Source organism: Pandoraea pneumonica (assembly GCF_049918595.1).
GTDB classification, from domain to species: domain Bacteria; phylum Pseudomonadota; class Gammaproteobacteria; order Burkholderiales; family Burkholderiaceae; genus Pandoraea; species Pandoraea pneumonica_A.
Genome location: NZ_JBNCRZ010000001.1, coordinates 702,283 through 727,199 on the forward strand (window position 1 = coordinate 702,283; position 24,917 = coordinate 727,199).

General features: G+C 62.4%; 20 protein-coding genes, 1 pseudogene and 1 riboswitch. Of the genes and pseudogenes, 8 read left to right on the plus strand and 13 right to left on the minus strand.

The features are described from left to right. Window positions 1-91: 91 nt before the first annotated feature. The gene (locus tag ACPWR9_RS03335) at window positions 92-568 is read right to left on the minus strand and encodes a GNAT family N-acetyltransferase (RefSeq protein ID WP_426296473.1); all 477 of its coding nucleotides are present in this window, start codon (window positions 566-568) and stop codon (window positions 92-94) included. Next, the gene (locus ACPWR9_RS03340; RefSeq protein ID WP_426296472.1) at window positions 555-2,639 is read right to left on the minus strand and encodes an ATP-dependent helicase; all 2,085 of its coding nucleotides are present in this window, start codon (window positions 2,637-2,639) and stop codon (window positions 555-557) included. The genes ACPWR9_RS03335 and ACPWR9_RS03340 overlap by 14 nt, the downstream gene beginning before the upstream one ends. Before the next feature lie 137 nt (window positions 2,640-2,776). Here ACPWR9_RS03340 and ACPWR9_RS03345 point away from each other — a divergent pair, with 137 nt between their 5' ends. Beyond that, entirely contained in the window at window positions 2,777-3,754 is a 978-nt protein-coding gene (locus ACPWR9_RS03345) for a DUF72 domain-containing protein (protein WP_426296471.1), read from the plus strand. Here the strand turns inward: ACPWR9_RS03345 and ACPWR9_RS03350 are convergent. Continuing rightward, a complete protein-coding gene (locus ACPWR9_RS03350; protein WP_426296470.1) occupies window positions 3,740-5,077 on the minus strand; it encodes a voltage-gated chloride channel family protein in 1,338 nt (445 codons plus the stop codon). The two genes, ACPWR9_RS03345 and ACPWR9_RS03350, sit on opposite strands and share 15 nt — an antisense overlap. 158 nt (window positions 5,078-5,235) lie before the next feature. Next, window positions 5,236-5,322, minus strand: a riboswitch (Fluoride riboswitch). 166 nt (window positions 5,323-5,488) lie between these two features. Here ACPWR9_RS03350 and ACPWR9_RS03355 point away from each other — a divergent pair. After that, window positions 5,489-6,064, plus strand: a complete 576-nt coding sequence (locus ACPWR9_RS03355) for a hypothetical protein (RefSeq protein WP_426296469.1) — start codon at window positions 5,489-5,491, stop codon at window positions 6,062-6,064. Beyond that, window positions 6,061-6,609 (plus strand): hypothetical protein, encoded by a 549-nt coding sequence (locus tag ACPWR9_RS03360; RefSeq protein ID WP_426296468.1) that lies wholly within the window; start codon window positions 6,061-6,063, stop codon window positions 6,607-6,609. The genes ACPWR9_RS03355 and ACPWR9_RS03360 overlap by 4 nt, the downstream gene beginning before the upstream one ends. A gap of 96 nt (window positions 6,610-6,705) precedes the next feature. Here ACPWR9_RS03360 and ACPWR9_RS03365 read toward each other — a convergent pair whose 3' ends face one another. Together ACPWR9_RS03365 and ACPWR9_RS03370 are read right to left on the minus strand one after the other, a co-directional pair. Beyond that, window positions 6,706-8,175, minus strand: coding sequence for a catalase (locus ACPWR9_RS03365; RefSeq protein WP_426296467.1), 1,470 nt, complete (start codon window positions 8,173-8,175; stop codon window positions 6,706-6,708). Window positions 8,176-8,352: 177 nt separating this feature from the next. Beyond that, window positions 8,353-9,129, minus strand: coding sequence for an SDR family NAD(P)-dependent oxidoreductase (locus tag ACPWR9_RS03370; RefSeq protein ID WP_426296466.1), 777 nt, complete (start codon window positions 9,127-9,129; stop codon window positions 8,353-8,355). A 128-nt stretch (window positions 9,130-9,257) separates the two neighbouring features. Here ACPWR9_RS03370 and gcvA point away from each other — a divergent pair, with 128 nt between their 5' ends. Continuing rightward, window positions 9,258-10,181, plus strand: coding sequence for a transcriptional regulator GcvA (gcvA, locus tag ACPWR9_RS03375; RefSeq protein ID WP_426296465.1), 924 nt, complete (start codon window positions 9,258-9,260; stop codon window positions 10,179-10,181). Here gcvA and ACPWR9_RS03380 read toward each other — a convergent pair. From ACPWR9_RS03380 to ACPWR9_RS03390, 3 genes and pseudogenes are all read right to left on the minus strand, one after another. After that, window positions 10,181-11,338 (minus strand): annotated as a pseudogene (locus ACPWR9_RS03380) (cysteine desulfurase family protein); the annotation flags it as partial. The gene gcvA and the pseudogene ACPWR9_RS03380 sit on opposite strands and share 1 nt — an antisense overlap. A 130-nt stretch (window positions 11,339-11,468) precedes the next feature. Continuing rightward, on the minus strand, window positions 11,469-12,881 hold the full coding sequence (locus tag ACPWR9_RS03385; protein WP_426296464.1) for a sensor histidine kinase N-terminal domain-containing protein: 1,413 nt from the start codon (window positions 12,879-12,881) through the stop codon (window positions 11,469-11,471). Between the two features lie 25 nt (window positions 12,882-12,906). Further along, window positions 12,907-13,605, minus strand: coding sequence for a response regulator (locus ACPWR9_RS03390; protein ID WP_426296463.1), 699 nt, complete (start codon window positions 13,603-13,605; stop codon window positions 12,907-12,909). Window positions 13,606-13,774: 169 nt separating this feature from the next. Between ACPWR9_RS03390 and ACPWR9_RS03395 the strand changes: the two genes are divergently transcribed. The 4 genes from ACPWR9_RS03395 (at window position 13,775) to ACPWR9_RS03410 (ending at window position 19,005) form a co-directional block, all read left to right on the plus strand. Next, complete coding sequence (locus ACPWR9_RS03395) at window positions 13,775-14,863, plus strand: ABC transporter substrate-binding protein (protein WP_426296638.1); 1,089 nt, start codon at window positions 13,775-13,777, stop codon at window positions 14,861-14,863. A gap of 137 nt (window positions 14,864-15,000) precedes the next feature. Then, window positions 15,001-16,764, plus strand: a complete 1,764-nt coding sequence (locus ACPWR9_RS03400; RefSeq protein ID WP_426296462.1) for an ABC transporter permease — start codon at window positions 15,001-15,003, stop codon at window positions 16,762-16,764. Next, the gene (locus ACPWR9_RS03405; RefSeq protein ID WP_426296461.1) at window positions 16,757-17,827 is read left to right on the plus strand and encodes an ABC transporter ATP-binding protein; all 1,071 of its coding nucleotides are present in this window, start codon (window positions 16,757-16,759) and stop codon (window positions 17,825-17,827) included. The genes ACPWR9_RS03400 and ACPWR9_RS03405 overlap by 8 nt, the downstream gene beginning before the upstream one ends. Before the next feature lie 92 nt (window positions 17,828-17,919). Beyond that, a complete protein-coding gene (locus ACPWR9_RS03410) occupies window positions 17,920-19,005 on the plus strand; it encodes a porin (protein WP_426296460.1) in 1,086 nt (361 codons plus the stop codon). Between the two features lie 105 nt (window positions 19,006-19,110). On the opposite strand, the gene ACPWR9_RS03415 is transcribed toward ACPWR9_RS03410, so the two are convergent. Genes ACPWR9_RS03415 through ACPWR9_RS03435 form a run of 5 tightly spaced genes read right to left on the minus strand, consistent with a single transcriptional unit; the run spans window position 19,111 to window position 24,902 of the window. Beyond that, window positions 19,111-20,652: an ABC transporter substrate-binding protein gene (locus ACPWR9_RS03415; RefSeq protein WP_426296637.1), complete on the minus strand. Its 1,542-nt coding sequence runs from the start codon at window positions 20,650-20,652 to the stop codon at window positions 19,111-19,113. 56 nt (window positions 20,653-20,708) lie between these two features. Beyond that, on the minus strand, window positions 20,709-21,395 hold the full coding sequence (locus tag ACPWR9_RS03420; protein ID WP_426296459.1) for a GntR family transcriptional regulator: 687 nt from the start codon (window positions 21,393-21,395) through the stop codon (window positions 20,709-20,711). Continuing rightward, entirely contained in the window at window positions 21,392-23,083 is a 1,692-nt protein-coding gene (locus tag ACPWR9_RS03425; protein ID WP_426296636.1) for an ABC transporter ATP-binding protein, read from the minus strand. Before ACPWR9_RS03425 ends, ACPWR9_RS03420 begins: the two co-directional genes overlap by 4 nt. 56 nt (window positions 23,084-23,139) lie before the next feature. Continuing rightward, entirely contained in the window at window positions 23,140-23,961 is an 822-nt protein-coding gene (locus ACPWR9_RS03430; RefSeq protein ID WP_426296458.1) for an ABC transporter permease, read from the minus strand. Then, window positions 23,958-24,902 (minus strand): ABC transporter permease, encoded by a 945-nt coding sequence (locus ACPWR9_RS03435; RefSeq protein ID WP_150661940.1) that lies wholly within the window; start codon window positions 24,900-24,902, stop codon window positions 23,958-23,960. The genes ACPWR9_RS03430 and ACPWR9_RS03435 overlap by 4 nt, the downstream gene beginning before the upstream one ends. Window positions 24,903-24,917 lie beyond the last annotated feature (15 nt).

Here is a 24,917-nt window from a genome sequence, read left to right on the forward strand (position 1 = left end):
ATTACCGCGCATGTCGGCGGAAAGGAAAAAGAAGATGGGCGACACGGCGCGCCGTGTGACGTGCCGCTTGATGGACGACGCGAAGCGCCGCCTAAAGCGCCTTGGTGAGCAAGACAGTCGTGAAGCCGCTATCCCACTCTTCGTCGGGATAGGTCGCGACCTCGTCATAACCGTACTTGCCGTAAAACGCACGGCTCTGCGTGTTGAACGTATCCGTTTCCAGACGCGCCAGCGACTGCCCGGTGGCACGCATCTGGGCCTCGGCGTGCGAAAGCAAACATGCGCCGATCCCAAGACGCTGATGCGCAGGCGAGACGTGCAAGGCGTCGATGAAATCGCCGACCACGTGCACCATGCCGACCAACACACCATCGAGTGTTGCGACCGTGAACTCCGGCCAATGCCCTTCGATGTAAGCACGCGTGCTCTCGCCCGACGCAAACTTCGCGGCGACTTCCGGACGAAGCTCCGGTGCCCACGTCGTGTGATAGGTCTGCATGAGCAGCGATGTCAGCGCGTCGATATCCGCCGCGGTGGCCGTGCGCAGTTTCACTTCAGGACCACGCATTTCGCAACCTCCTTGCGACGTCGATATGCACCGTCACATCGCCCACGGGGCCCGACGGCACATCCCCCTCACGCGGTTTGGGCAGCATCTCGAAGAGCGGCAGCATCTTGTCCGAGACGAAGCGGCTGCGCGTGCCGTACACATGCCGGTCGCCCAGCCCCGTTTGCTGATGCACGTAGAAGCGTTGCGGTACGACCAGCTGCAACGACGACTTCGCGCGCGTCATCGCGACGTACAGCAGACGACGCTCCTCCTCGATATCCTCATCGTCGCCGGTACTCATATCGGACGGAATGCAGCCATCGACCACGTTCAGGACGTAAACCGAATGCCATTCCTGTCCCTTCGCGCTGTGAATCGTCGAGAGAATCAGATAGTCCTCGTCGAGCAGCGGTGGCCCCGATTGTGCACTCGTCGCGTCGGGCGGATCGAGGGTCAGTTCGGTGAGAAATTGTTCGCGCGAGCCGTACGTGCCCGCAATGCGCGCCAGTTGTTCGAGATCGGCCTGACGCACCGCCGCATCGTCGAAGCGCTGCGTGAGTAGCGGCGCATACCAGCGCAGAGCTAAATCCACGTCTGCGGGCCACGCAAGTCGCGTGTCGTGCAGTGTGCGGAACACTTCCACGAAGCCGCGCCAATCATGCGCAGCGGCCGAGGGCGGTTTGAAATCGCTAAGCACCTGCGCCGGTGTGGCGGACTGTGTCATCGCGTCGAGCAAGCGCGTTGCGCTCACCGGTCCGATGCCGGGGATCAACTGCGCCACACGAAACCCCGACAGACGGCTCGCCGGATTGTGCGCCCAGCGCAGAATCGAGAGCATGTCCTTGACGTGCGCCGCTTCGAGAAACTTCAGCCCGCCAAACTTCACGAACGGAATATTGCGCCGCGTGAGTTCGAGTTCCAACGCCGCGCTGTGACTGCCTGTGCGAAAAAGCACGGCCTGTTGCATCAGCCGCGTACCCGTCTCGCGTTGCGCCAGTACCTGATCGGCCACCCAGCGCGCTTGCCCCGACTCGTCGCTGACATTGACGAGTTGCGGCAGTTGCGTCGAGGCACGATCGGTCCAAAGCGCCTTCGCGTAACGCTCGGTCGATTCGGCGATCACCGCATTCGACGCATCGAGAATCGGCTGTGTCGAGCGGTAGTTGCGCTCCAGCGTCACGACATGGGCGGGTTCGGCAAATTGACCGGGGAAATCGAGGATGTTGCGGATGGTGGCGGCACGAAACGCGTAGATCGACTGCGCATCGTCGCCCACGACGCTCAGGCCTCGTCCGTCGGGCTTCATCGCAAGCAGAATCTGCGCCTGAAGCCGGTTGGTGTCCTGATACTCGTCGACCAGCACGTGATCGAAGCGCGCGCCTAATTCACTTGCCAAAGCGGGCGCGGTCATCATCTCTGCCCAGTAGAGCAGCAGGTCGTCGTAATCGAGCACGTGTTGCGCTTGCTTGGCATCGACGTACGCGCCGAACAGCGTCTTCAACTGCGCTTCCCACTGCGCGCACCACGGAAAGTGCTTCGCTAGCACCTCGGCCAGCGGTGCCTGACTGTTCACCGCGCGCGAGTAGATCGACAGGCAAGTGCCTTTGAGCGGAAAGCGGGATTGCGTGGCCGAGAAGCCCAGTTCGTGCCGCGACAGGCCGAGCAGGTCTTCCGCGTCGCTGCGATCGTGAATGGTGAAGGCTTCCGACAGCCCGATGCGCGTCGCGAAGTCGCGCAGCAATCGCGCCCCGACCGCATGGAACGTCCCAGCCCACGGCAACGACGGCGGTTGCGACGACGCCAGCCCCAACACCTTTTGCAGCACAGCGCCCACGCGGCGCTCCATCTCCCCGGCGGCGCGCCGTGAAAACGTCAGCAGCAGAATGCGGTTCGGGTCGGCGCCCCGGGCGATGAGATTGGCCACACGATGCGCGAGCGTACTGGTCTTGCCCGAGCCGGCTCCCGCAATGACCAGCAGCGGGCCGCCGGGCGCACCGTCGTCGCTGACGCCGTAGTCGACGGCTTCGCGCTGGCGGTCGTTGAGTTCGGCCCACGGGTCGCGGGCGGCGGGAGTCGGCTTATCTGACATGCAAGACAAGGGAGGCGAGCAAAGGGTGAGCGGTCGAACCATCGGGCGGCGGCTAGGATTGCGCGCCGCCAACTACTGTATATTTATACATTATAACGAGCGCGTTGACGCTCATCGAGTCACAGGATTTTCGCGTCATGACATTGCGAGTCGGCACCTCGTCCTGGACCGACCGGACGCTCATCGCCTGCGGACGGTTCTACCCGCCGGGCGTCGACACGCCCGAGGCCCGGCTGCGTCACTACGCGTCGCGGTTCGATCTGGTCGAGGTCGACAGCAGCTATTACCGGTTGCCCGATGCGGGAATGGCGTGGCGGTGGACGCAGCGCACGCCGCCGTCGTTCCGCTTTCACATCAAGGCGTTTCGCGCATTCACCGGCCATACGACGCCGGTTAGTGCGCTGCCCGGCGATTTGGCAGACGCGCTCGGGACGGCTCATGGCGACTCGCCCACTGATCTCCCCGCCGAACTGCGCGACGAGCTATGGCGGCGGTATCTCGAAGCGATCGAGCCGTTGCGTCAAAGCGGTCAGTTGACGGCGATCCACTTCCAGTTCTCGCCGCGAGTGCAAAACGATCGTGCCGGGCGGGCACTTGTGTTCGACACGGCCAGACGCCTCGACGGTGAGCGTCACGCGATCGAATTTCGGCATCGCAGTTGGTTCGATACGCCCTCGCGTGCGGCGGCGACACTCGCCATGCTGCGCGAGACGGGGGCCGCCCACACCATCGTCGACAGTCCCACAGGGTTCGAAAACACCGTACCTGCCGTGTGGGCAACCACGCGCGACGACCTGTGCGTCGTTCGTCTGCATGGGCGCAACGCCGAGGCGTGGAATCGGCGCGGCATCACCGCGTCGTCGGGAAGATTCGTCTATGAATACAGCGCGAGCGAGTTGATCGATATTTCTGCACGCGTTGCGCGCAGCGCGGCCAAAGCCGACGACACGCACGTGCTCTTCAATACCAATCACGAAGATCAGGGCATGCGCAACGCCGCAGCGTTTCAGCGAACGATTGCCGCGCTCGCACGCGGTGACATCACTTTGGACACCACCGACGCGCAAGACGAGTGGGATGCGTTCGCTCAAAGCAACGCGTCACCGTGGCGGTAACTCGTCGTTGACCTCAGCGCGCGAGCGTTGCGCTTCGCGCCACGCAGGAAAATCGGCCAAACGCGTGCCCTCCGGGACGACGCCATGTTTGCCGTATCCGACTCGTTGCGCCTTGTAAATGCCAGTGTGCCCGGAACACAGATACGCCAATACACAAGCAATCGCGGCATAACCGCCGATCTGCGGGCCGAAGATTTCGATGGCCATCAACGTCGAAGCAATCGGCGTATTCGCAGCCCCGGCAAACACAGCGACGAAGCCAATACCGGCGAGTACCGGCGCAGGCAACGTCAGCACGTGGGAGAGCGCGTTGCCGAGCGTCGCGCCGATATAGAACAGTGGCGTGACTTCTCCTCCCTTGAATCCCGAGCCCAGTGTCACTACGGTGAAAAGCGTCTTGCCGAGGAAGTCGTACCAAGGCAGTGTCGTGTGAAACGCGTCGACGATCGTCGGAATGCCGAGACCGAGATACTGCGGGGTGCCGAACGCCATCGCCGCCACCGCGACCACAACGCCGCCCACCACGGGACGCAACGGCGCGTAGGCAATGCGCCGCTTCATGAACCCAGACATCGCATGCGTGGCCTGCGCGAAGCCCATGCCGACAAGACCACACGCCACGCCAGCGGCGGCGGCACTCAACGCCCCGGACAGCGACAGCGACGCACCGAACCAATGCGGCGCGATGGTGTAAGCCGTGTGATGCACACCCCATGCGCGCGTCACTGCGTCGCCCACGAGTGCCGCGACAAGGCACGGCAACAGGGCGTCGTAGCGCAGACGACCGATCGCGAGCACTTCAAGGCCGAAGATGGCACCCGCTAGCGGTGTGCCGAACACCGACGCGAAGCCTGCCGCAATCCCCGACATCAACAACACACGACGTTGCTCGCCAGAGAGCCGGAAGACATGCGTGAGCTGGTCGGCGAGCGCACCGCCCATTTGCACAGCGGTGCCTTCGCGACCGGCGGAACCGCCGAACAAATGCGTGATGACCGTGCCAGCGAAAACCAACGGTGCCATGCGCAACGGCACAACGCGGCGGGGATCGTGAATCTCGTCGATCAGCAGGTTATTGCCCGCCTCCACACTCGCGCCGAGTCGCAGGTAAAGCCAGCCTACGGCGAAGCCAGCGACTGGCAGCAGCCAAAGGAGCCACGGGTGAAGCAGTCGCGTGTCGGTGACGATTTCGAGCGCGACGAGCAACAGCGCACTCGCGCTGCCGGCCATCACGCCGACCAGCGCGGCGACGGCACTCGCGCGAGCGGCGCGCGGCAGCACGTCGGCGAGTTCGCGCAAAGGGGAACGGTCAAACATCTTCATGGTGTGTACACACAGGGGTCATGCATCGAATCTGTCGATGCCATTGACGAATCGCCTGAACGCCGCCGGAAGGACACGAGTCAGTCGCTAAGCACCACATGGGGGAAATCAAACGGAATCCGTCCACGCATATAGCCCGCAACCTCCCGGCACGCCAGGATCTTGCAGGCATCATCAGCCCCGTTGCAGGGCGGTTTGCGTATGGACTTGAAGCACGCCGGAGGTATGCCATCTCCGTTGCAGCTGCCGACATGCTATCAGGAAGCGAGGGCACTCACAATGCGTGACATTCGCACCCTGTTTCTTGTGCCGAAATGCCATAGCCCATCAGGAGTTTCCGATATATCGGCGTTGCCGCGTTTTCGCGGCGCAAGCGCCCCTAGAATCGCCAACAGTTCGTTGGAGATTGGCATGACAGCAGACACGCAATACATCGATCGGGTGAGCCGTTACGACTGGCTCGACGTCACGCAACTATGGGACGCCGTGATGACATGCGCGACACCCGGTTGGGATCCGGGCAAGGCGCTGGAATATCTCGTGCTCAAGGGGTTTGAGTTGAGTGGGGCGCAGGTACGGTGGCCGTATAGCGTCGATGTGCTGGACACGCCGAACGCTGAACAGATTGACGGCGTGGTGTACGTCGAGGGCATTAGCGCCATGATCGAATGCAAAGACCTCTCAAAGCAAAGCTGTCGGCAAAAACGACGCATCGATTTCACGTCTATCGCGAAGCTACGTAGTCAACTGGCTCGACGCCCATCGAATCTGATTGGCTGCATGTTCTCCAGCGGCGGCTACACCGATGCGGCGATCACGATGGTGAATTTCACCAAGCCGCAAACCATCCTGTGTTGGACGGGTAAAGAAATCGCGCACTGCATCCACCGGCGAGATTTCGTACACCTGTTGCGAACGAAATATGAGGCCTGCATAGAACACGCCAAACATTACAACCCATCTAAGAATGACGAGGACTCCATATGAAGCGCAACATTGTCTGTCCGTCAAAGAGTGGTTTCAAATTGCTACAAACCTGGCTGCCCAGTGATATCCGAACGTCTTCGCGATTCTTCGTAAGTCACGACGTGTGGGATACGGTCCCGCTTGCCAGCAGCCTACCGACGCGGCATCCGGAACCCATCTTCATCATTCGCAATGCCTATACCGTCGATCCCGCCTGGGTCGATGACCAGTTGGGCAGTGCGGAGTCCATGATGTCGCTGGTTGCTGCGTCACGTCGGTACGAGGTACGCATGGCCGCACCAACCCTTGAAATCATGTTGTTTGAATCGCCAGCCATCATCGACGCCGTCTTCGGGGCGCGGGCAACCGACGTGCTGCGCGTCATGGGCGAGTACGACCCCGAGCGCGCTATTCGCGAAGCCGGTATGACGGTCGAGGGGATTGTCGAGAAAATGAGCGCCGCAACTATCGACATGCTGCGCACCACACCGACCGGCAAAGACATCCTCGAAGGCATCGCGGCATTGGATGCGAAAAACACAACTTGCACCTGCATCAAACACTGACGCCAATAAAAACGGCGGGCACGATGCCATGCATCGTCACCCGCCGTCGTCGCCTCGATGCCGCCGAGGCGCTTACCGCTATCACATCAACGCTGACTATTTCTTGGCGCTCTTCACTGCCTTTTCGATGCGCGCACCGACGTCGGCATCGATCTGCTTCCAATAGTCGAACGCGCGCTCCAGCACCGGACTGTGAACACCCGCCAGCAAGGCGCCCGACACGGTTTCAACCAAACGGGCACGCGCCGCATCGTCAAACACATTGCGCACGAGATTCCCCGGCTGCGAGAAATCGTCGTCTTCCTTATGCAAGGTGTAGGCGTTGCGCACCATATCGCCATCCGACTCCCAGCCGTCTTCCGCCTTACCGGTCTGATCGGCATACGGACGTCCACCGCTGTTCGGTACATACGTCGGTGCGTTGCCGCTATGCTCGAAGGCCATATGCCCGTCGAACATATACGACTGCACCGGCACCTTCGGGCGATTGACCGGCAGTTGATGGAAGTTGGTACCGATGCGATTGCGTTGCGCGTCGTTGTATGCGAACGCACGGCCCAGCAGCATTTTGTCGGGCGACAGGCCGATGCCCGGCACCGTGTTGCCCGGCGAGAATGCTGCCTGCTCGATCTGCGCGAAGAAATTCTCCGGATTTCGGTTGAGCGTCATCTTGCCCACCTTGATCAGCGGATAGTCCTTATGCGACCACGTCTTCGTGAGATCGAACGGGTTGAAGCGGTATTTCTTGGCGTCGGCATACGGCATGACCTGCACCGACATGATCCAGCTCGGATGTTCGCCGCGCACGATGGCATCGAACAGATCGCGACGGTGATAGTCCGCGTCCTGCCCGGACATCGTCGCCGCTTCGGCATTCGTGAAGAACTCCATCCCTTGTTCGGTATGGAAGTGATACTTCACCCAGAATTTCTCACCGCTGGCATTCACCCACATGTAGGTATGCGAACCATACCCATTCATATGTCGCCAGGTGCGCGGCAAGCCACGATCGCCCATCAGATACGTGACCTGATGCGCCGACTCCGGATTGTTCGTCCAGAAGTCCCATTGCATGTGGTTGTCGCGCAGGCCCGAGTCGGGCAGACGCTTTTGACTGCGAATGAAGTGCGGAAACTTCATCGGATCGCGGACAAAGAAGATCGGGGTGTTGTTGCCGACGAGATCGTAGTTACCTTCGTCGGTATAGAACTTGAGAGAGAACCCGCGCACATCGCGCCAGGTATCGGGGCTACCGGCTTCGCCCGCGACGGTGGAAAAACGCGCGAGCATCTCGGTTTTCGCGCCTTTCTTGAACAACGAGGCCTTCGTGTAACGACTCACATCCTCCGAAGTTTCGAAGACACCGAAGGCGCCTGCGCCTTTCGCGTGAGGCTGGCGCTCGGGCACCTTCTCACGGTTGAAATGCGCCATTTGTTCGATGAAGTGAACGTCATGGAGCAGCAGCGGACCGTCTGCGCCGACCGATAGCGTATTGCGATCGCTCGCCGCCGGGGCGCCTGCACCGGTTGTCGAACCGGTGTCCAGACGTTCTTTCTCTTTGCTCATACATACCTCCAAACATCAAGGTGGGTGGGGAGAGGGAGAGAATAGATTTGCAAGTGGTTCAAAGCATAATACAGGACGGTGACTTTGACCCGTCAGGGCGACGTGCGTTGAATATTCGTCAACTTGCGAGAGATCAACTTGCGCCGCTCCACACTCACCCTCCCCCTTCCCTTCCGCTCACGCCTGACGTCCAGCCATCACACCGCCATCGACCGGCAGCACCGTGCCGGTAATCCACGACGCGGCATCAGAAGCGAGAAACAAAATCGCCTCGGCAACATCGCGTGGCTGCCCGTTACGACCCAGCGGATGAAATGCATTGAAGGCAGGCAACGTGGTTTTCACCTCGTCGTCGCTCATGAACGTGTTGTAGACCGGCGTCTCGACCACAGCAGGTGCCACCGTGTTGATGCGAATGCTGAGCGGCGCGAGTTCGATCGCCAGATTGCGCGTGAGTGCGTGCACCCCTGCATTCGCCGCCGAGTAGGCGGACGAAGGCGTCGCGCCGATGGCTTGCAAGGCCCACAACGACCCCGTCTGCACGATGGCACCGCCGCCACGTTGCGTCATGGCCTTGGCGGCGGCCTGCGCCATGAAGAACTTACCTTTGAGGATGATGTCGAGGAAACCGTCGTATTCGGCCTCGCTCAACTCAAGAAATGCCTTGGGACGAAACACCCCGGCATTGTTCACAAGAATGTCGACGCCACCGAATGCCGACGTCGCCAGTTCGACCAGTGCGATGGCAGTCGCGGGCTTCGCGATATCCCCCGCGAGATAGCGCACGTTCGCGCCGGTTGCGTCGATTTGCGCGGCAGCGGCGGCGAGCTTCGCCTCGTCACGCCCGCCGATCACCACCTTCGCACCCGCAGCCACCAGCCGCGTCGCCACTGCTTTGCCGATTCCCGAACCGCCGCCCGTAACAATCGCCACCTTGGAAGAAAAACTTTTCATTTTGCTGACTCCAGAATATCTGCCGGTTATCTGAATAAACACGCCGTTTGACATAGCTATTGTTGGCGTCCGCCGGGGTCTTCACAAATCAGTTATTCTGCGTCGCACTAAAAGAAAATCTTTCCATCATGAAAGCACCGGTCTTCCTCAATGCGTTGCGAGCGTTCGAAGCCAGCGCACGGCATCAAAGTTTTTCTACGGCCGCTGTCGAGTTGAACGTGACGCCCGCTGCGGTAGGTCAGATGGTGCGCAGTCTCGAGGGGTGGCTTGGGGTGCCGCTCTTCGAGCGCAGCAGCGCCGGGCGCGCACGGCTCGTACCGACACAAGCGGCGCAGCGGGCGTTACCCGACATTCGCGACGGCTTTGATCGGCTCAATCTGGGTTTTGCGAAACTGCGTGAGGGATCGGCGGTGGGTGTGCTGACCGTGACGGTGAGTCCCGCCTTCGCAGCGAAATGGTTGTTGCCGCGCATCGATGGCTTCCAGAGCGCCTGGCCCGATACCGATGTGCGGCTCGACACGAGCCTCAAGCTGGCCGACTTTGTCGCGCAAGGTATCGATATCGGTGTGCGTTACGGTCAGGGGCACTGGCCCGGACTGATGGCCGAGAAATTGATGGATGAAGAGGTGTTTCCGGTGTGCGCGCCATCTTGGCTTCGCGAGCATCCGGCGTTACAACACCCGGCAGATCTGCGCGGCATGCCGTTGATTCACGACCTTTCGGTGGACAAAGACGCGGGCTTCGTGACGTGGCCTTCCTGGCTAGCACGCGCGGGGGTGTCAGGCGTGCCCGCTCGCAGTGGTTTGAAAATCAACAACTCCGCAGCGGTGCTGCAAGCGGCTATCGACGGCCACGGCATCGCACTAGCTCGCAGCGTGCTGGTGCGCGACGATCTCGCCGCGCAACGGCTCGTCCGGCTTTTTCCCGACGTCGATTGCTCGTCCCCGCTTGCGTACTACGTCGTCTATCGCGCCGAGTGCGCCACCTTGCCGAGGCTGGCCGCGTTTCGCGAGTGGCTGATACAGGCGGCCAACCTACCGCCTTCGCTTTAAGCCGCCAACGCGCGGCACTGACAAAGCGCGCGCTCGAAACAGGCGATAGCGAAGTCGACCGACGCTTCGTCCGTAAAGCGTCCAAGACTCACGCGCACCGTGCGGCTTGCGGCTTCGCCATCCAAGCCGATCGAGCTCAACACGTGCGACGGCTGTCCCGATGCCGAGTTGCAAGCCGACGTCGACGAGACCGCCAGATTGGTATTGAGCATGAACGTGAAGAACCCCGAGTGGTTCACCGTCAGGCTCAGCGTATGCGGGATGCGACGCGCGCTCGCGGCGTTATGGGTCACATTGCCCAGCGGCAGCACGCCGTCGAGCAAGCGTCGGCTCAACTTCGCAATGCGTTCGTTATCGACCGTCATGCCCCGCATTGCCAGCTCGCAGGCAGTGCCGATGCCAACGATCTGATGCGTCGCCAGCGTGCCCGAGCGCAAGCCGCGCTCATGACCGCCCCCATGGATCTGCGGCGCAATGCGCGACATCACGTCCTTGTTGACGTACAAGGCACCGATCCCCTTCGGCCCGTACACCTTGTGTGCAGACATCGACAACATGTCGATACCCATGGCCTTCACATCGATGGGCGTCTTGCCGAGCGCCTGCGCAGCATCCACGTGCAACAGCGCCCCGGCATCGTGCACCACCTTCGAGATGGCAGCCACGTCGGTCAACGTACCGAGTTCGTTATTGACGAGCATCAGCGACACCAGCCCGGTGTCCGGACGCAATGCCGCAGCGACGGCCTCCGCCGTGATTTCTCCGGTGGCCGACGGTGTCACGTACGTCACCGGAACACCGCCCTTCTCCAGATACGCCATCGTGTCGAGAATGGCCTTGTGCTCCATCACGCTGGTGACGAGGTGCGGGCGCGCTTGTGCCAGCTCGGCAAAGCCTTTGAGCGCGAGATTGTTCGATTCGGTAGCGCCTGACGTCCAGATGATCTCGGCAGCGTCAGCACCGATCAGCGCTGCCACTTGCGCACGCGAGCGCTCTACGAGACGCCGGGCGCTGGTGCCCGCCGCGTGCGAGCTCGACGCCGGGTTGCCGAACACGCCGTCCACGCCAAGGCAATCTGCCATCGCGGCAATGACCGCCGCATCGGCCGGGGTGGTCGCAGCGTAGTCGAAGTAGTGAAGTTGTTCTTTTTCGCGCATGATCGGTTCCCTGCAAAAATGTGCATCGATCGTACGCGTCACAACCGGGAAAAGGCTTGCAAAATCACTCGCCAATTTCCCAATGTCAGCCAATTTATTCCTAAAAATTGACGATTCCAGGAAATTCCTTCTACACCCCAGCTGATTGGGCCTCTACCTCGGGAAACCGCACCGTGACGGCCAGCCCGCCGCCGGGGGCATCGGCTAACGTGACGTCCGCCCGGTGCATGCGCGCGATCTCCCGCACGATGGCCAGCCCAAGCCCCGAACCGTCTACCGCTTGCCCGGTGCTTTCGCTGCGATAGAACCGCTGGAACACCGCGTCACGCTCGTGCGCGGGAATGCCGGGTCCGTTATCGACGACTTGCAGCACCGCTGCCCCCGCCTCGACACCGACACGTACGGTGATCACCGCACCGTCACCGGCGTAACGAATGGCGTTATCGATCAGGTTGCCGCACATTTCGGCCAGCAACTCACGCTGCCCCAGCAGATCGACCGGGCCGTCGTTCTCGAAACCGAGATCGATGCCGCGCGAACGCGCCACAGGCGACCAATCCAACGTGGTGCTGCGCGCGACCTCGTCGAGACGCAGCGGTACTTTCGCTGCGGGCGCGCCCACATCGGCCTCAAGCCGCGAGAGCGACAACAACTGCCGAACGCTCTTCGCCGCCTGCTTCACCGCCGAATTCAGACGCTCGACGCGCTCGCGCGCGCTCGCGCTCAACGTCTCGCGCAACGTCAGTTCCGACTCCGCTTGAATGATGGCGAGCGGTGTCTTCAATTGATGTGCCGCGTCGGCAAAGAAGCGCTGGCGCGACGCCTGCATGCGTCCGACGCGCCCCACGTACTGATTGATCGACTCCACCAGCGGCTCGACTTCCGTCGGCAAGTCGACGTTATCGAGCGGCGTCGTGTCGTCTTCGCTACGCGCCGCCACCTTCGCCGAGAGCCGGTTGAGCGGGCGCAGGCCGCGCGTCACGCCCAGCCAAACGATGGCCAACGCCAGCACGACAAGCAACACTTCCTGTTGCAACGCCCCGGTAAGAATCTGACGCGCAAGCTCATGACGCGACTCCGTGGTCTCACCCACCACAATCCAGACCACGCGCGTTTTCGCGTTCGGCACGTCGTGCACGGGCAGCCGCAACGCCCCCATGCGTAACGATTCACCGCGATAGGCCGCGTCGTAAAACACCGAGTGGTATGGCTCCGGCGTGACGTCCGGCGGCGGTAGCGGCAAGTCGTGATAGCCCGTCACCGCGCGCTTGCCGTCTTCGCGAATCACGTAATAGATCTTGCCGCCGCGATCCGACTCGAACATCTCCAGCGCGAGATACGGCAGATTCACCTGCACTTCGCCATCGATGAGTTGCGTGCCCTCTCGAATCGATTTGATCGAGAATTCGAGCGAGCGGTCGAACGCCGAATTGGCCGCGCTCATCGCACGCTGATACGTGAGCCACGTGTCGAGTGCCAGCAGCCCGAGCAGCGGGAACAGCAGCCATAGCGCCAGTTGGCGGCGAAGATTCGGTTGCGGCATCGGGAAGGAAAAGATAAGCGCGCGACTAACGGGCTGTCGGCAGCGAGGGCGAAACGTCAGGCTTGGCTTCGAGCAGATAACCGAGCCCGCGCAGCGTGACGATGGCGACACCGCTGCCTTCGAGCTTCTTGCGCAGGCGGTAGACGTAAATTTCGATGGCGTCCGGGTTCACCGACTCATCGATACCGAAGAGCTTCTCCGAGAGTGCCTCTTTATTGATCGCCCGGCCCGCACGCAGGATCAACACTTCGAGCACGGCACGCTCGCGCTTGGTCAGCGCCAGCAGTTCGCCATCAAGCCGGAAGCTGCGCTCGACGCCGTCGAACACCAACGGCCCACAAGCCACATCGGCGCTCTCATGGCGCTGCGAACGGCGAATCAGCGCTCGCGCACGCGCCTCGAGTTCATCGAGTTCGAACGGCTTCGACAGGTAATCGTCCGCGCCGAGATTGAGTCCCTTCACGCGGTCTTCGAGCGAGCCGTGCGCGGTGAGAATCATCACCGGCACCATGTTGCGCCGCTGACGCAGCCGGCGCAGCAGCTCGAGCCCATCGAGACGCGGCAGGCCCAGATCGAGAATCACGAGCGAGTATTCCTGCGTGCGCAGCACGTGATCGGCGGCTTCGCCATCGTGCATGCAATCGACGGCGAAATGCGCCTGCGTCAGCGCTTCGGTGAGCGATTTGGCCAGACTCGGATTGTCTTCGACAAGCAGGATACGCATGAAACTGGACCACACCCTAGGGAAATCCATGACCCCAAAAACCGCTCATGGGCCGGATTCGACACGAAATCGAAAGCGAATTGAAAGTTTCGGCAAATTACCATGCGCCACGCGAAAACGACAAACCCCGTTCAAGGGGTCTCTGGAGGAAGACATGAAGCAAACGCCAATGCTCGGCGCCTGCGTGGCCGCCGCTGCGCTCTTCGCGAGCTGCCTGCCCGCCGCTCACGCCCAAGTGCCTGCCGGTTACCCGGCGAACTATCAGGCCACCATCGACGGTGCGAAGAAAGAAGGCAAGCTGATCGTGTACTCGGTGACCGACACGGCCCTCGTGCGCCCGCTCATCAAGGACTTCGAGGCGCTCTACGGTGTGAAGGTCGAGTACAACGACATGAACAGCACCGAGCTGTACAACCGCTACATCAGCGAATATGCCGCCAACAGCACCAGCGCCGACGTGCTCTGGAGCTCGGCCATGGACCTTCAGGTCAAGCTGGTGAACGACGGCACGATGGCGAGCTACGAGTCGCCTGAGTCGACACACATCCCCCAATGGGCGCAGTACCAGAAGCAGGCTTACGGCACGACCTATGAGCCGCTCGCTATCGTCTACAACAAGCGCCTGCTGCCGGCCGACCAAGTGCCGCAAACGCGCGTCGAACTCATCAAGCTGTTGCAGTCGGATCCGGCCAAGTTCAAGGGCAAGGTCACGACCTATGACATCGAAAAGTCGGGCGTGGGTTTCAACTACCTCACGCAAGACGCCCGTGTGAACCCCGAAGTGACGTGGGACCTCGTCGGTGCGATGGGCGCGCTCAACCCGAAGCTGCAATCGAGCACGGGCGCGATGATGGAGCGCATTTCGTCGGGCGAGAACCTGATCGGCTACAACATTCTCGGCTCGTACGCGTTTGCCAAGGCGAAGAAAGACCCGTCGATCGGCTACGTCTATCCGCGCGATTACACGCAAGTCGTGAGTCGTCTGGTCACCATCTCGAAGAAGGCGAAGAACGTCAACGCCGCCAAGCTGTGGGTCGACTATCTGCTCTCGAAGCGCGGCCAGACGCTGCTCGCCAACCAAGCCAACCTGTTCTCGATTCGTGCCGACGTCGATGGCGAGACCTCGATGGCGAACCTCACGCAACAGCTGGGCGCCGCGCTCAAGCCGATTCCGATCGGTGCAGGCCTGCTCGTCTATCTCGATCAATCGAAGCGCCTCGAATTCCTGAAGCGCTGGCAGCAGTCGATCAAGCGTTGATCGACTCTGCGCACTCGTTCTGATGCACCCCTGATGCACCAGTAATGCCGGCGGGCCGCGCACGTGGCCCGCCTCTCCCCTAGGGACTGTTCCCCCTAATTCCTGATATGCGCCCTGCGTGGCGCAGGGAGACCTTCATGCTGTCGTCCACCACCGACACCCGCTCTGCGGTGCCGTCCCCGCGTTCGCGCACCGGCGTGCCGCACCTCGTCGCGTCGCCATGGCGCGCCCTCGCGGCGACCTCGCGCTGGCTCGTCATCGCCGTGCTCACGATTGCCGTGCTGCTGCCGCTGTCGTTCATCGTCGTGCAGAGCCTGCTCTCGGCGCCGTTCTTCGATGCGAGCCGCACGTTCGGTATCGACGGCTATCGCTTCATCTTCACCGACCCCGACTTCTGGTCGGCGGTAAAGAACTCTTTCATCATCGCGTTCGGGATGTTGTTCATCTCGATCCCGCTCGGCGGCATTCTCGCGTTTCTGATGGTGCGCACCGACCTGCCGGGCCGCCGTTGGCTCGAACCGCTGCTGCTCACGCCGGTGTTCGTCTCGCCGATGGTGCTCGCGTTCGGCTACGTCGTGGCCGCGGGCCCGGTGGGCTTTTACTCGGTGTGGTTCCGCGAACTCACGGGCATTGAAGCACCGTGGTCGGTCTACTCGATCTTCGCCATCACCGTGATCGTGGGCCTGACGCACGTGCCCCACGTCTATCTGTATTCGTCGGCTGCGCTGCGTAACCTCGGCTCAGATGTGGAAGAAGCCGCCCGCGTTGCCGGTGCGCGTCCGTTCCGCGTCGCACTCGACGTGAGCCTGCCGATGACCATGCCCGCCCTGCTGTTCGCAGGCGTGCTGGTGTTCTTCCTCGGCTTCGAAGTGTTCGGCCTGCCCCTCGTGCTGGGCGACCCCGAAGGCCACCTCGTGCTGGCCACCTATCTGTACAAACTCACCAACAAGCTCGGCGTGCCGTCGTATCACCTGATGGCAGCGGTCGCGATGTGCATCGTCGCGATCACGTTCCCGCTGGTGCTGTTGCAACGCCACCTGCTCAAGCGCGCGAACAAGTTCGTCACGGTCAAGGGCAAGGCCGGTCGCCAGACTGTGCTGCCACTCGGCGTGTGGCGCTGGATTGCATTGGGCATCGTCGTCGCGTGGCTGCTCGTGACGGTGATCGTGCCGATCTCGGGCATCGTGCTGCGCTCGTTCGTCACGCACTGGGGCGAAGGCGTGGCCCTTGGCGAAGTGCTCACGCTCGCCAACTTCGAAGAGCTGTTCGAGCAAGACAACCTGGTGCGCGCCATTCTCAACACGCTCGGTATCGGTGTGATCGGCGGCGCGATGGCGGTGGGCTTCTACTCGCTCGTCGCTTTCGCCGGGCATCGCCGCAACGACTGGGCCGCCAAGCTGCTCGACTACCTCGTGCTGCTGCCGCGCGCCGTGCCGGGTCTGCTGGCCGGTCTCGCGTTCCTGTGGATCTTCCTGTTCGTGCCGGGCTTGAAGGAACTCAAGAACTCGATGTGGAGCATCTGGGTGGCCTACACGGTGGTGTGGCTCGCCTACGGCATGCGACTCATCCAGAGCGCGTTGCTGCAAGTCGGCCCCGAGCTGGAAGAAGCTGGCCGCAGCGTGGGCGGCACCCGCAGCCGCGTAAGCCTCGACGTGACCCTGCCGCTCGTGCGCTTCGGTCTGCTCGCCGCATGGCTGCTCATTTTCATGATCTTCGAGCGCGAATATTCCACCGCTGTGTACCTGCTCTCGCCGGGTACCGAAGTGATCGGTTCGCTGCTGGTGTCGCTGTGGGCGACCGGTGCGGTCGATCAGGTGGCCGCGCTCTCTGTCATCAACATCGCGATGGTCGGCGCCGGTCTGGGCGTGGCGTTGCGCTTCGGAGTCAAATTGCATGGATAAGCTCGTCGTCGACAACCTCTTTCTGAGCTACGGCACCAACCCAATCCTCAAGGGTGTGTCTTTCGAACTCAAAGCCGGTGAAGTCGTCTGTCTGCTCGGTGCATCGGGCAGCGGCAAAACCACGCTCTTGCGCGCCGTGGCCGGTCTCGAACAACCGTCGGAGGGCCGCATCGCCCTCGACGATCAAGTCTTCTTCGATGGCGACAAAGGCGTCGATTGTCCCGTCGAACAACGCTCGCTGGGTCTCGTATTCCAGTCGTACGCGTTGTGGCCGCATCGCACCGTAGCCGACAACGTCGGCTACGGCCTGAAGCTGCGCAAAGTGGGGGCCGCCGAGCGGCGTGAGCGTGTACAGAGCGCGCTCGACCAGCTCGGTCTCGGCCATCTCGCCGAGCGCTTCCCGTTCCAGTTGTCCGGCGGTCAGCAACAGCGTGTCGCTATTGCTCGCGCACTCGTCTACAACCCGCCGGTCATTCTGCTCGACGAGCCGCTCTCGAATCTGGACGCCAAGCTGCGCGAAGAAGCCCGCGCGTGGCTGCGTGAACTGATCGTCTCGCTGGGGCTCTCGGCCCTGTGTGTGACCCACGATCAGACCGAAGCCATGGCGATGTCCGATCGCATTCTGCTGCTGCGCAACGGCCGTATCGAACAAGAAGGCACACCTGCCGAACTGTACGGCTCGCCGCGTTCGCTCTACACGGCGGAATTCATGGGCAGCAACAACCGCATCGACGCGACCGTGAGCGCCATCGACGGCGAATTCGTCACGCTCGCAGGCGACGGCTTTGCATTGCAGGCGCGCGCCCGCGACACGCTGGCACCGGGGCAGAACGCACAAGCCGTGATTCGTCTGGAGCGCGTGCAAGTCGCCGACGGCCCCGGTCACAACCGCGTGGGCGCGCAACTCATCACGTCGATGTATCTGGGCGACCGCTGGGAATACCTGTTCCATTGCGGCGCGCTGCGCTTCCGTGCGTTCGGCCATGTGCCGCGTGACCCTGGCCATCACTGGGTCGAATTCCCCGCGAACGACTGCTGGGCGTTCGCGCAATCCAACGCCTAATTCAACGTAAGGCCGCTTCGAGCTCACCCCAAGCGACGCGCGGGCGCTCTCCCGCGCAACACCAAGAGAAACAGAAGAAAGAGGAGACAACAATGAAACGAAGCAGTATCGGTCTGGCCGCGACGACGGCACTCGGCGTGCTGGGCGCGGCGCTGGCCGGCCAGGCGCATGCGCAATCGAACGTGACGATTTACGGGATCGTCGACGCCGGTGTGGAATACGTGAACCACGCGAGCGATAACGGCGGCGCAGCGCGTGCCATTTCAGGCGGCAAGAACACGTCGCGCTTCGGCTTCAAGGGCTCGGAAGACCTCGGCAACGATTTGAAGGCCGTGTTCCAGTTGGAGAGCGGTATCAACGTGGCCAACGGCCAGTTCGACGACGGCCCCGGCGCCATCTTCGATCGCCGCGCCACGGTCGGCCTCGCGCACAAGAAGTGGGGACAAGTGACACTCGGCCGTACGTTCACCACCACGTACGACTTCATGCTTCAGTTCGACCCGATGGGTTATGCGCCGAACTACTCGTGGGCCACCAGCTCGACGGCCACGGGCGGTCGTAAAGACGGTCTGTTCTCGCGCTCGGCCAACGCCGTTCGCTACGACGGCGAATTCAACGGCCTGAAGCTCGGCGCCATGTACGGCTTCGGCAACGTGCCGGGCAGCATGAAGACGAGCTCGAAGTACGACTTCGGCATCGGCTACGAAAACGGCCCGTTCGCCGTGGTGGCCACGTACGACCGTCAGAACGGCGCAGGCACGAGCGCCAGCCCTGCGGACACGACCGATTACATTCAGGGCATTCACGCAGGCGCGAGCTACAGCTTCGGCCCCGCGAAGATCATGGCCGGGTATCGGAACTACAAGAAGACGTTCATCACGGCAGGCACCGCGTCGCTGCGCAGCGATATGTACTGGCTGGGCGGCTCGTACGACTTCACTCCGGCGTTCACGCTGTATGCCGCGATCTACCATCAGGACATCAAGGACGCTGGCGACGCCGATCCGACGTTGATCTCGCTGCGCGCGCAATACGCCATGTCCAAGCGCACCTCGCTGTACCTCTCGGGCGGCTACGCGTTTGCGAAGCACGGTCAGAAGGTCAGCCTGTCGCGTGACCTGACCGGTGCGGCCGATAACCAGGTCGGTGTGACCGCCGGTATCCAGCACCGCTTCTGATCGCGCTAACCATGTCTCAGACGTCTCACTGACGTTTTCCTCAAGCGACGGCCCGGCAACGGCGGGGGGTACCGCCAAACGCGCAAGCCGGGCCGTCGCCCTTTTTTATTTCGCGAGTCGCGTCTGCCACAGGCGCGGCTTGCCTTCCCAAGCCGAGAAACCTTCCACCTTGCGGCCCACCGCCCAAGGCTCCATCCCGTTGCTCAGCAGAATCAGCGGCACCTGATCGAGCATCATCGTGTGCAGTTGATCGAACATCGCCTGTCGCTTGACCGGGTCGGCTTCCTCGCGGCTCTGATCGATCAACGCCAGCGCGCGCGGATCGTCCCAAACCTTCTGCGGCTGCTTCGTCTTGTCGCCCGAGAACTGCTCATAACTCAGCGCCGGGTCGATACGCGACGAATACGAGAACGAGCTGATCTGATACGCGCCGCTGTAATAGCGGTCGAGCTGCGTCGTCCACTCCAGCACTTCGATCACCGCGTTGATCCCCACGGCTTGCATCATCGCCTGCGCGATCACCGCAATCGTGTAGCTCGGCACGTTCACGCGCTTGTTAGCGAAGATCACGATCTTCTGGCCCTTGTACCCCGCCTCTTTCAGCAGACGTTTGGCCAGCACCGGATCGTAGGTGTAGCCCTTCTTCTGCGTCGCGTCGTAGTACGACGACGTCGTCGGCACCGCCGACGAATTCGGCCCGCCATGGCCTTCTGAAATCGCCTCGGCGATCTGCGGAATATCGAGCGAGGCGGCGATCGCCTGACGCAGCTTTTGATTGCCGACCACCGGATCGCGCGTTTGAATCAACAGCGCGTTCTTCGACGCCAACTGACCGACGATGATCTTCAGCCGCTTGTCGGCCTGAAGCTCCACCACATCCGAAGGGGCCACGCGCGCGACCGACAATGCCCCGGATTGCAGCCCAGCCTTGGCGCTTGCGGTATCGGGCACGATGGCGAATTTCAACGTATCGACCAGCGGTGCCTTCGCGCCGACATAGCCGTCAGGGCGATTGCCCGCTGGCGACTTGTAGCCGGTGTACGCGGACATCAGCACGTACTCGCCGCGCTTCCATTCCGTTAGCTTGAACGGCCCGGTGCCGATGGGTTTGTCCCACGTCCCGTCGGGCTTCACCGAGGCTTTGTTGATAACCGCCGTCATGCCGCAGTACGTGCGCGCCAGCGTATCGAGGAACAGACTCGCGGGACGATTGAGTTGCATCACGACGGTGTAAGCGTCCGGCGCGCTGACCTTCGTGACCTTCAAGCCCTTGCGGCCGTCGAACTCGTCCAGACACGCCCAGCCAGTCTTCGGATTCGTGTAGCGCTGCCAACTCCAGAGCACATCGGCAGAGGTCAGCGCGGCACCGTTGTGGAAGTGCACATCGCGACGCAGCTTGAACGTGTACGTCATGCCGTCTTTGGAAACATCGACCGACTCGGCCAGCAATGGCGCAACGGTGCCGTTTTCGCGATAGCCGACCAGCCCTTCGACCACATGCAACACCACGGCGTCGGTCATATCGTCACGATTCACGCCGGGGTCCGTCGAGCGGATGTCGGCGGCCAGCGCAACGTTAAGCGTCTGTGTCTGCGCGAAAGTGAGGCCCGGCAGACACAACGCACCGGCCAGTGCCATCGCCCCCATGGCGCGCGCGCCCGGAATGCTGCGAATTCCCTGCCAGCCAGACAACAAACGATCACTCATTTCTTCCCCCCGGACGACTTGGTTTTGACGGTGCTGCGCGCCTTACCGGCACTGCCGGACTTGGCCGGTGTGGCTGGCTGGCGCACGTGCGCGGCAATGACGCGCTGCAAGGCTTTGAGATCGCGCGCTTCGACGGCATCGACGATGGCGAAGTGCTCCAACGCCGACGCTTCGATCCGCGCGCGAGTGCGGTTCTGCGTCGCCAGTACCGACGGCATGCGCGTGCGCAGTTCCAGAATCAGTTTCGGTAATTCTTTGTTCTGGCAGGCCGAGTACAGCAAGCCGTGAAACTCGGCGTTGACGGGGTGCATGTCGAGCACCGTGCCGTCGAAGGTGAGCGCATGGAACTGTTCGGCTAGCTGGCGCAGGCGAACGATCTGGGCGGGCGTGACGTGATCGATCAGGTCGGCGGCTGCACCCAATTCAACGATGACGCGCATCTCGCGAATGTCGTACAGCCGCTGTTCGTCGATCGACTCGATGTGATAGCCGCAGTTCGGCACGTGCGCGGTCACGCGCATGACCGTTAGTTGATCTAGCGCGCGGCGCACTTCCAGCCGGGTAACGTCGTAGCGCGTCTGCAAGTCGATCTGCTTGAGCCAGCTACCGGGTGTGAGAATGCCCGCCTGGATGTCCTGGACGATACGGTCCACAAGGTTTTGCGCGCTTTTTTCGGTACTCACGATGTCGATGTCTCCGGTCCACACGAACGCTGACGCAGCGCGACCCCGCCACCGGATGTGGGCGTAAGCATCGGGATGGCGCGCAGCAACTCGCGAGTGTATTCGTGACGGGGCGAATCGAACACCTCGTCGCGCGTTCCCTGCTCGACGATGGCCCCGTCGCGCATCACGATGACCCGGTCGGCCAACTGCTCGACCACGCCCAGATCGTGACTGATGAACAAGCAGGAGAAGCCATGGCTACGCTGGAGTTTGGCGAAAACTTCCAACACCTGCGCACGCACGGTGACGTCCAGCGCCGAGACCGGCTCGTCCGCAATCACGAACGACGGGCGGCGCACGATGGCACGGGCAATGGCGACGCGCTGGCGTTGTCCGCCGGAGAGTTCGTGCGGCAAGCGCGTCCCGTGGGCCGGTTCCAGCCCGACGTCCGTCAGCACTTCGTCAACTCGGCTTTGCACGTCGGCGCGAGACAGGCCCGAGACGTGGCGCAACCCCTCGCCAACCAACTGACGCACCGTCATGCGTGGATTGAGCGATGCACTCGGGTCTTGAAACACCATCTGGCAGTTCAGGCGGTATTCACGCCACGCGGCGTCGGATCGATGAATCGCGCGGCCATCGAACAGAATCTCGCCGCCCGACGGCTTGATCAACCCCGCAATGGTGCGACCCAGCGTTGTCTTGCCGGAGCCGGACGCGCCCACCACGGCCACCACTTCGCCCGGACGCACGTGGACGCTCACGTCCTTGAGTGCCTGCTTGCGCTGCGCCTTGGCGAAAAGCCGTTGATGGCCCGCGTACTCGACCGAAAGCCCTTTCACGTCCACCACCGGCGCCAACGTGATCGGCTCACGCGCGGGCAATCTGTGCGGCATCGCCATGAGCAGCTTGCGCGTGTAAGGCTCCCGCGGCGCGGCGAGCACTTGCGCCGTCGTCCCGCGCTCCACCACCTTGCCCCGCTCCATCACCACCATGCGCTCGGTGTAACGGGCGACCATCGGCAGATCGTGGCTGATCATCAGCACAGCCGTGTCGTGTTCACGCGTGAGCGAGACCAGCAGCTCCAGCACATCGCGCTGCACGAGGGCGTCGAGCGCCGTGGTCGGTTCGTCGGCGATGAGCAGCGCGGGGGCCAGCAGCATCACCGACGCGAGCATGATGCGCTGACGCATCCCGCCCGAAAACTCATGCGGCCACGCGCTGAGCGCGCCCTTGGGGTCGCGCATGCCGATGCGGTGCAGCATGTCGAGAATGCGCTCGTTGCGTTCTGCCGCCGACATCTTGGGCCGATGCAGGCGCAGCGCTTCGCCCAACTGCCGTCCGATCGTCATCGACGGGTTCAACGAGGTCATCGGCTCCTGAAACACCATGCCGATGCTGCCACCGCGCAGCTCACGCAAACGCTTCACGCTGGCGCTCGCCATGTCTTCGCCTGCGAACACGATGCGGCCACCGGCACGTACCACCGGCTCGGGGTTCAGGCGCAACACGGCACGTGCCGCCTGCGTCTTGCCGCTGCCCGACTCGCCCACGATGCCGACGATCTCGCCTGGCGCGATATCGAACGACACATCGGAGACGATCTCGCGGCCCCCCTGACCGATCGTCAGCGTGAGGTTTTCAACGCTGAGCACCGACTTGGCGGGTGTCGTTCGAGCGACGGGAGAAGACGACGAAAGCGGCATCGCGGAAGACCCTGACGAGAAGTCGATGTGATCGGAGAGCTCGGTACGCGCAAGACTCATTTCATCCCCCGCATGCGTGGGTCGAGACGATCTCGCACGGCATCGCCAGCGAGGTTGATGGCCAACAGCGTGAGCGCAATGCACAGACCCGGGAAGATCGACAGGTAGCTGGCCTGCGAGATAAACGGCCGGGCCGACGCGAGCATGTTGCCCCACGTGGGCGCCGGAGGCGGCACGCCCAGGCCGAGGAACGACAGTGCGCTCTCGGCGAGAATGACCCAACCAAACATCGACGTGGCCAGCACCGAGATGGGCGCAATGCAGTTCGGTAGTACGTGGCGGAACATCGTGTACAGGTCGGAATTGCCCAGCACTCGCGACGACTCCACAAACTCACGTTCACGCAGCGACATCACTGCGCCGCGCACCACCCGCACGACCGACGGCGTATAGGCCAAGCACAGCGCCAGCACGATGCCGTATTGATTCGGCCCCACGATCGTGAGCAGGCCAAGGGCCAGCAGCAGCCCCGGGAACGCCAGCATCGCGTTGTTGAACGTCATGATGATGCGGTCGGTCCAGCCGCGGGCGAACCCGGCGAGCAAACCAATCGTGCAGCCCAGCACGATGGCGAAGAACACCGTGAGCGACGCGATCAGAAAGCTCGTCGCAGCGCCGCTAAGCAGGCGCGACAACTCGTCGCGGCCAAATTCGTCGGTACCCAGCAGGTGCACGCCGCCGGGTGGATGCAGCCGCGTGGGGAAATGAATTCGCAGCGGATCGAACGGTGTCCAAACTGCGCCGAGAATCGCGCAGATCACCAGGAACGCGAGCAGCAAACCGCCGACCGTGGCGTTGGATAAGTAGCGTTTTCTCATTGCACCGTCACCCGGGGATCAAAGATGGGATAGCAAAGATCGATCACGAGGTTCACCACGACATACACGGTCGCCACGCAAAGCAGGCACCCCTGAATGACCGGATAGTCACGCGCAAAGATCGAGTCGACGAGCAGACGGCCGAGCCCCGGAATCGTGAACACCGTCTCCACCACCGCGATACCGCCAAGCAGATTGCCCAGCACCAGACCGATCAGCGTCCACGTCGGGCCGAAGGAATTGCGGAATACGTGATTCATCAGCACGGCGCGCTCCGACAACCCTTTGGCGCGGGCGTGCGTCACGTAGTCGAGCCGCAACACGTCGAGCGTGCTGGCGCGTGCCATGCGAATCAGCACACCGATCTCATGCAGGAACAGCGTGAGAATCGGCATCACGAGATACAACATCCCCGCCTTCCAATCGTCGGCAATCGAGACGTAGCCCACCACTGGCAGCCATTGCAGCTTCAGACCGAAGAACAGCAAGATCAACAGACCCAACCAGAACGCAGGCATCGACACCAGCAACGTGGCACCGCCTACGAGCAGCAGATCGGGTAGCTTGTTTTGCTTCCACGCGGCGATCATGCCCGCCGGCACGGAGACGAGTGCGGCGAACAGCACGGCACACAACACGACCTGTGCGCTGGTGATAAAGCGCGCCCAGACTAGCGAGCGCACCGGTTCACCGGTGGTGATCGACGTGCCCAGATCGCCGTGCAATGCGCCGGAGAACCAGATCCAAAACTGCGTCGTCCACGGCTGATCGAGCCCCATCTTCACGCGCATGGCGGCGAGCGAGACCGGATCGGCCAGATCGCCGAGCAGCAACTGCGCCGGGTCGCCGGGCACCAGCCGGATCATCACGAACACCGACACTGTCACGATCAACAGCGTGGGCGTCGCGGCGAGTATCCGGGACAAAAGAAAACGAAGCATGTTCGCGCTCCTGAA

Coding starts and splice junctions, on each gene's coding strand:
- ACPWR9_RS03335 (WP_426296473.1), bottom strand. CDS start 568: ATGCGTGGTCCTGAAGTGAAACTGCGCACGGCCACCGCGGCGGATATC.
- ACPWR9_RS03340 (WP_426296472.1), bottom strand. CDS start 2,639: ATGTCAGATAAGCCGACTCCCGCCGCCCGCGACCCGTGGGCCGAACTC.
- ACPWR9_RS03345 (WP_426296471.1), top strand. CDS start 2,777: ATGACATTGCGAGTCGGCACCTCGTCCTGGACCGACCGGACGCTCATC.
- ACPWR9_RS03350 (WP_426296470.1), bottom strand. CDS start 5,077: ATGAAGATGTTTGACCGTTCCCCTTTGCGCGAACTCGCCGACGTGCTG.
- ACPWR9_RS03355 (WP_426296469.1), top strand. CDS start 5,489: ATGACAGCAGACACGCAATACATCGATCGGGTGAGCCGTTACGACTGG.
- ACPWR9_RS03360 (WP_426296468.1), top strand. CDS start 6,061: ATGAAGCGCAACATTGTCTGTCCGTCAAAGAGTGGTTTCAAATTGCTA.
- ACPWR9_RS03365 (WP_426296467.1), bottom strand. CDS start 8,175: ATGAGCAAAGAGAAAGAACGTCTGGACACCGGTTCGACAACCGGTGCA.
- ACPWR9_RS03370 (WP_426296466.1), bottom strand. CDS start 9,129: ATGAAAAGTTTTTCTTCCAAGGTGGCGATTGTTACGGGCGGCGGTTCG.
- gcvA (WP_426296465.1), top strand. CDS start 9,258: ATGAAAGCACCGGTCTTCCTCAATGCGTTGCGAGCGTTCGAAGCCAGC.
- ACPWR9_RS03385 (WP_426296464.1), bottom strand. CDS start 12,881: ATGCCGCAACCGAATCTTCGCCGCCAACTGGCGCTATGGCTGCTGTTC.
- ACPWR9_RS03390 (WP_426296463.1), bottom strand. CDS start 13,605: ATGCGTATCCTGCTTGTCGAAGACAATCCGAGTCTGGCCAAATCGCTC.
- ACPWR9_RS03395 (WP_426296638.1), top strand. CDS start 13,775: ATGCTCGGCGCCTGCGTGGCCGCCGCTGCGCTCTTCGCGAGCTGCCTG.
- ACPWR9_RS03400 (WP_426296462.1), top strand. CDS start 15,001: ATGCTGTCGTCCACCACCGACACCCGCTCTGCGGTGCCGTCCCCGCGT.
- ACPWR9_RS03405 (WP_426296461.1), top strand. CDS start 16,757: ATGGATAAGCTCGTCGTCGACAACCTCTTTCTGAGCTACGGCACCAAC.
- ACPWR9_RS03410 (WP_426296460.1), top strand. CDS start 17,920: ATGAAACGAAGCAGTATCGGTCTGGCCGCGACGACGGCACTCGGCGTG.
- ACPWR9_RS03415 (WP_426296637.1), bottom strand. CDS start 20,652: ATGGGGGCGATGGCACTGGCCGGTGCGTTGTGTCTGCCGGGCCTCACT.
- ACPWR9_RS03425 (WP_426296636.1), bottom strand. CDS start 23,083: ATGCCGCTTTCGTCGTCTTCTCCCGTCGCTCGAACGACACCCGCCAAG.
- ACPWR9_RS03430 (WP_426296458.1), bottom strand. CDS start 23,961: ATGAGAAAACGCTACTTATCCAACGCCACGGTCGGCGGTTTGCTGCTC.
- ACPWR9_RS03435 (WP_150661940.1), bottom strand. CDS start 24,902: ATGCTTCGTTTTCTTTTGTCCCGGATACTCGCCGCGACGCCCACGCTG.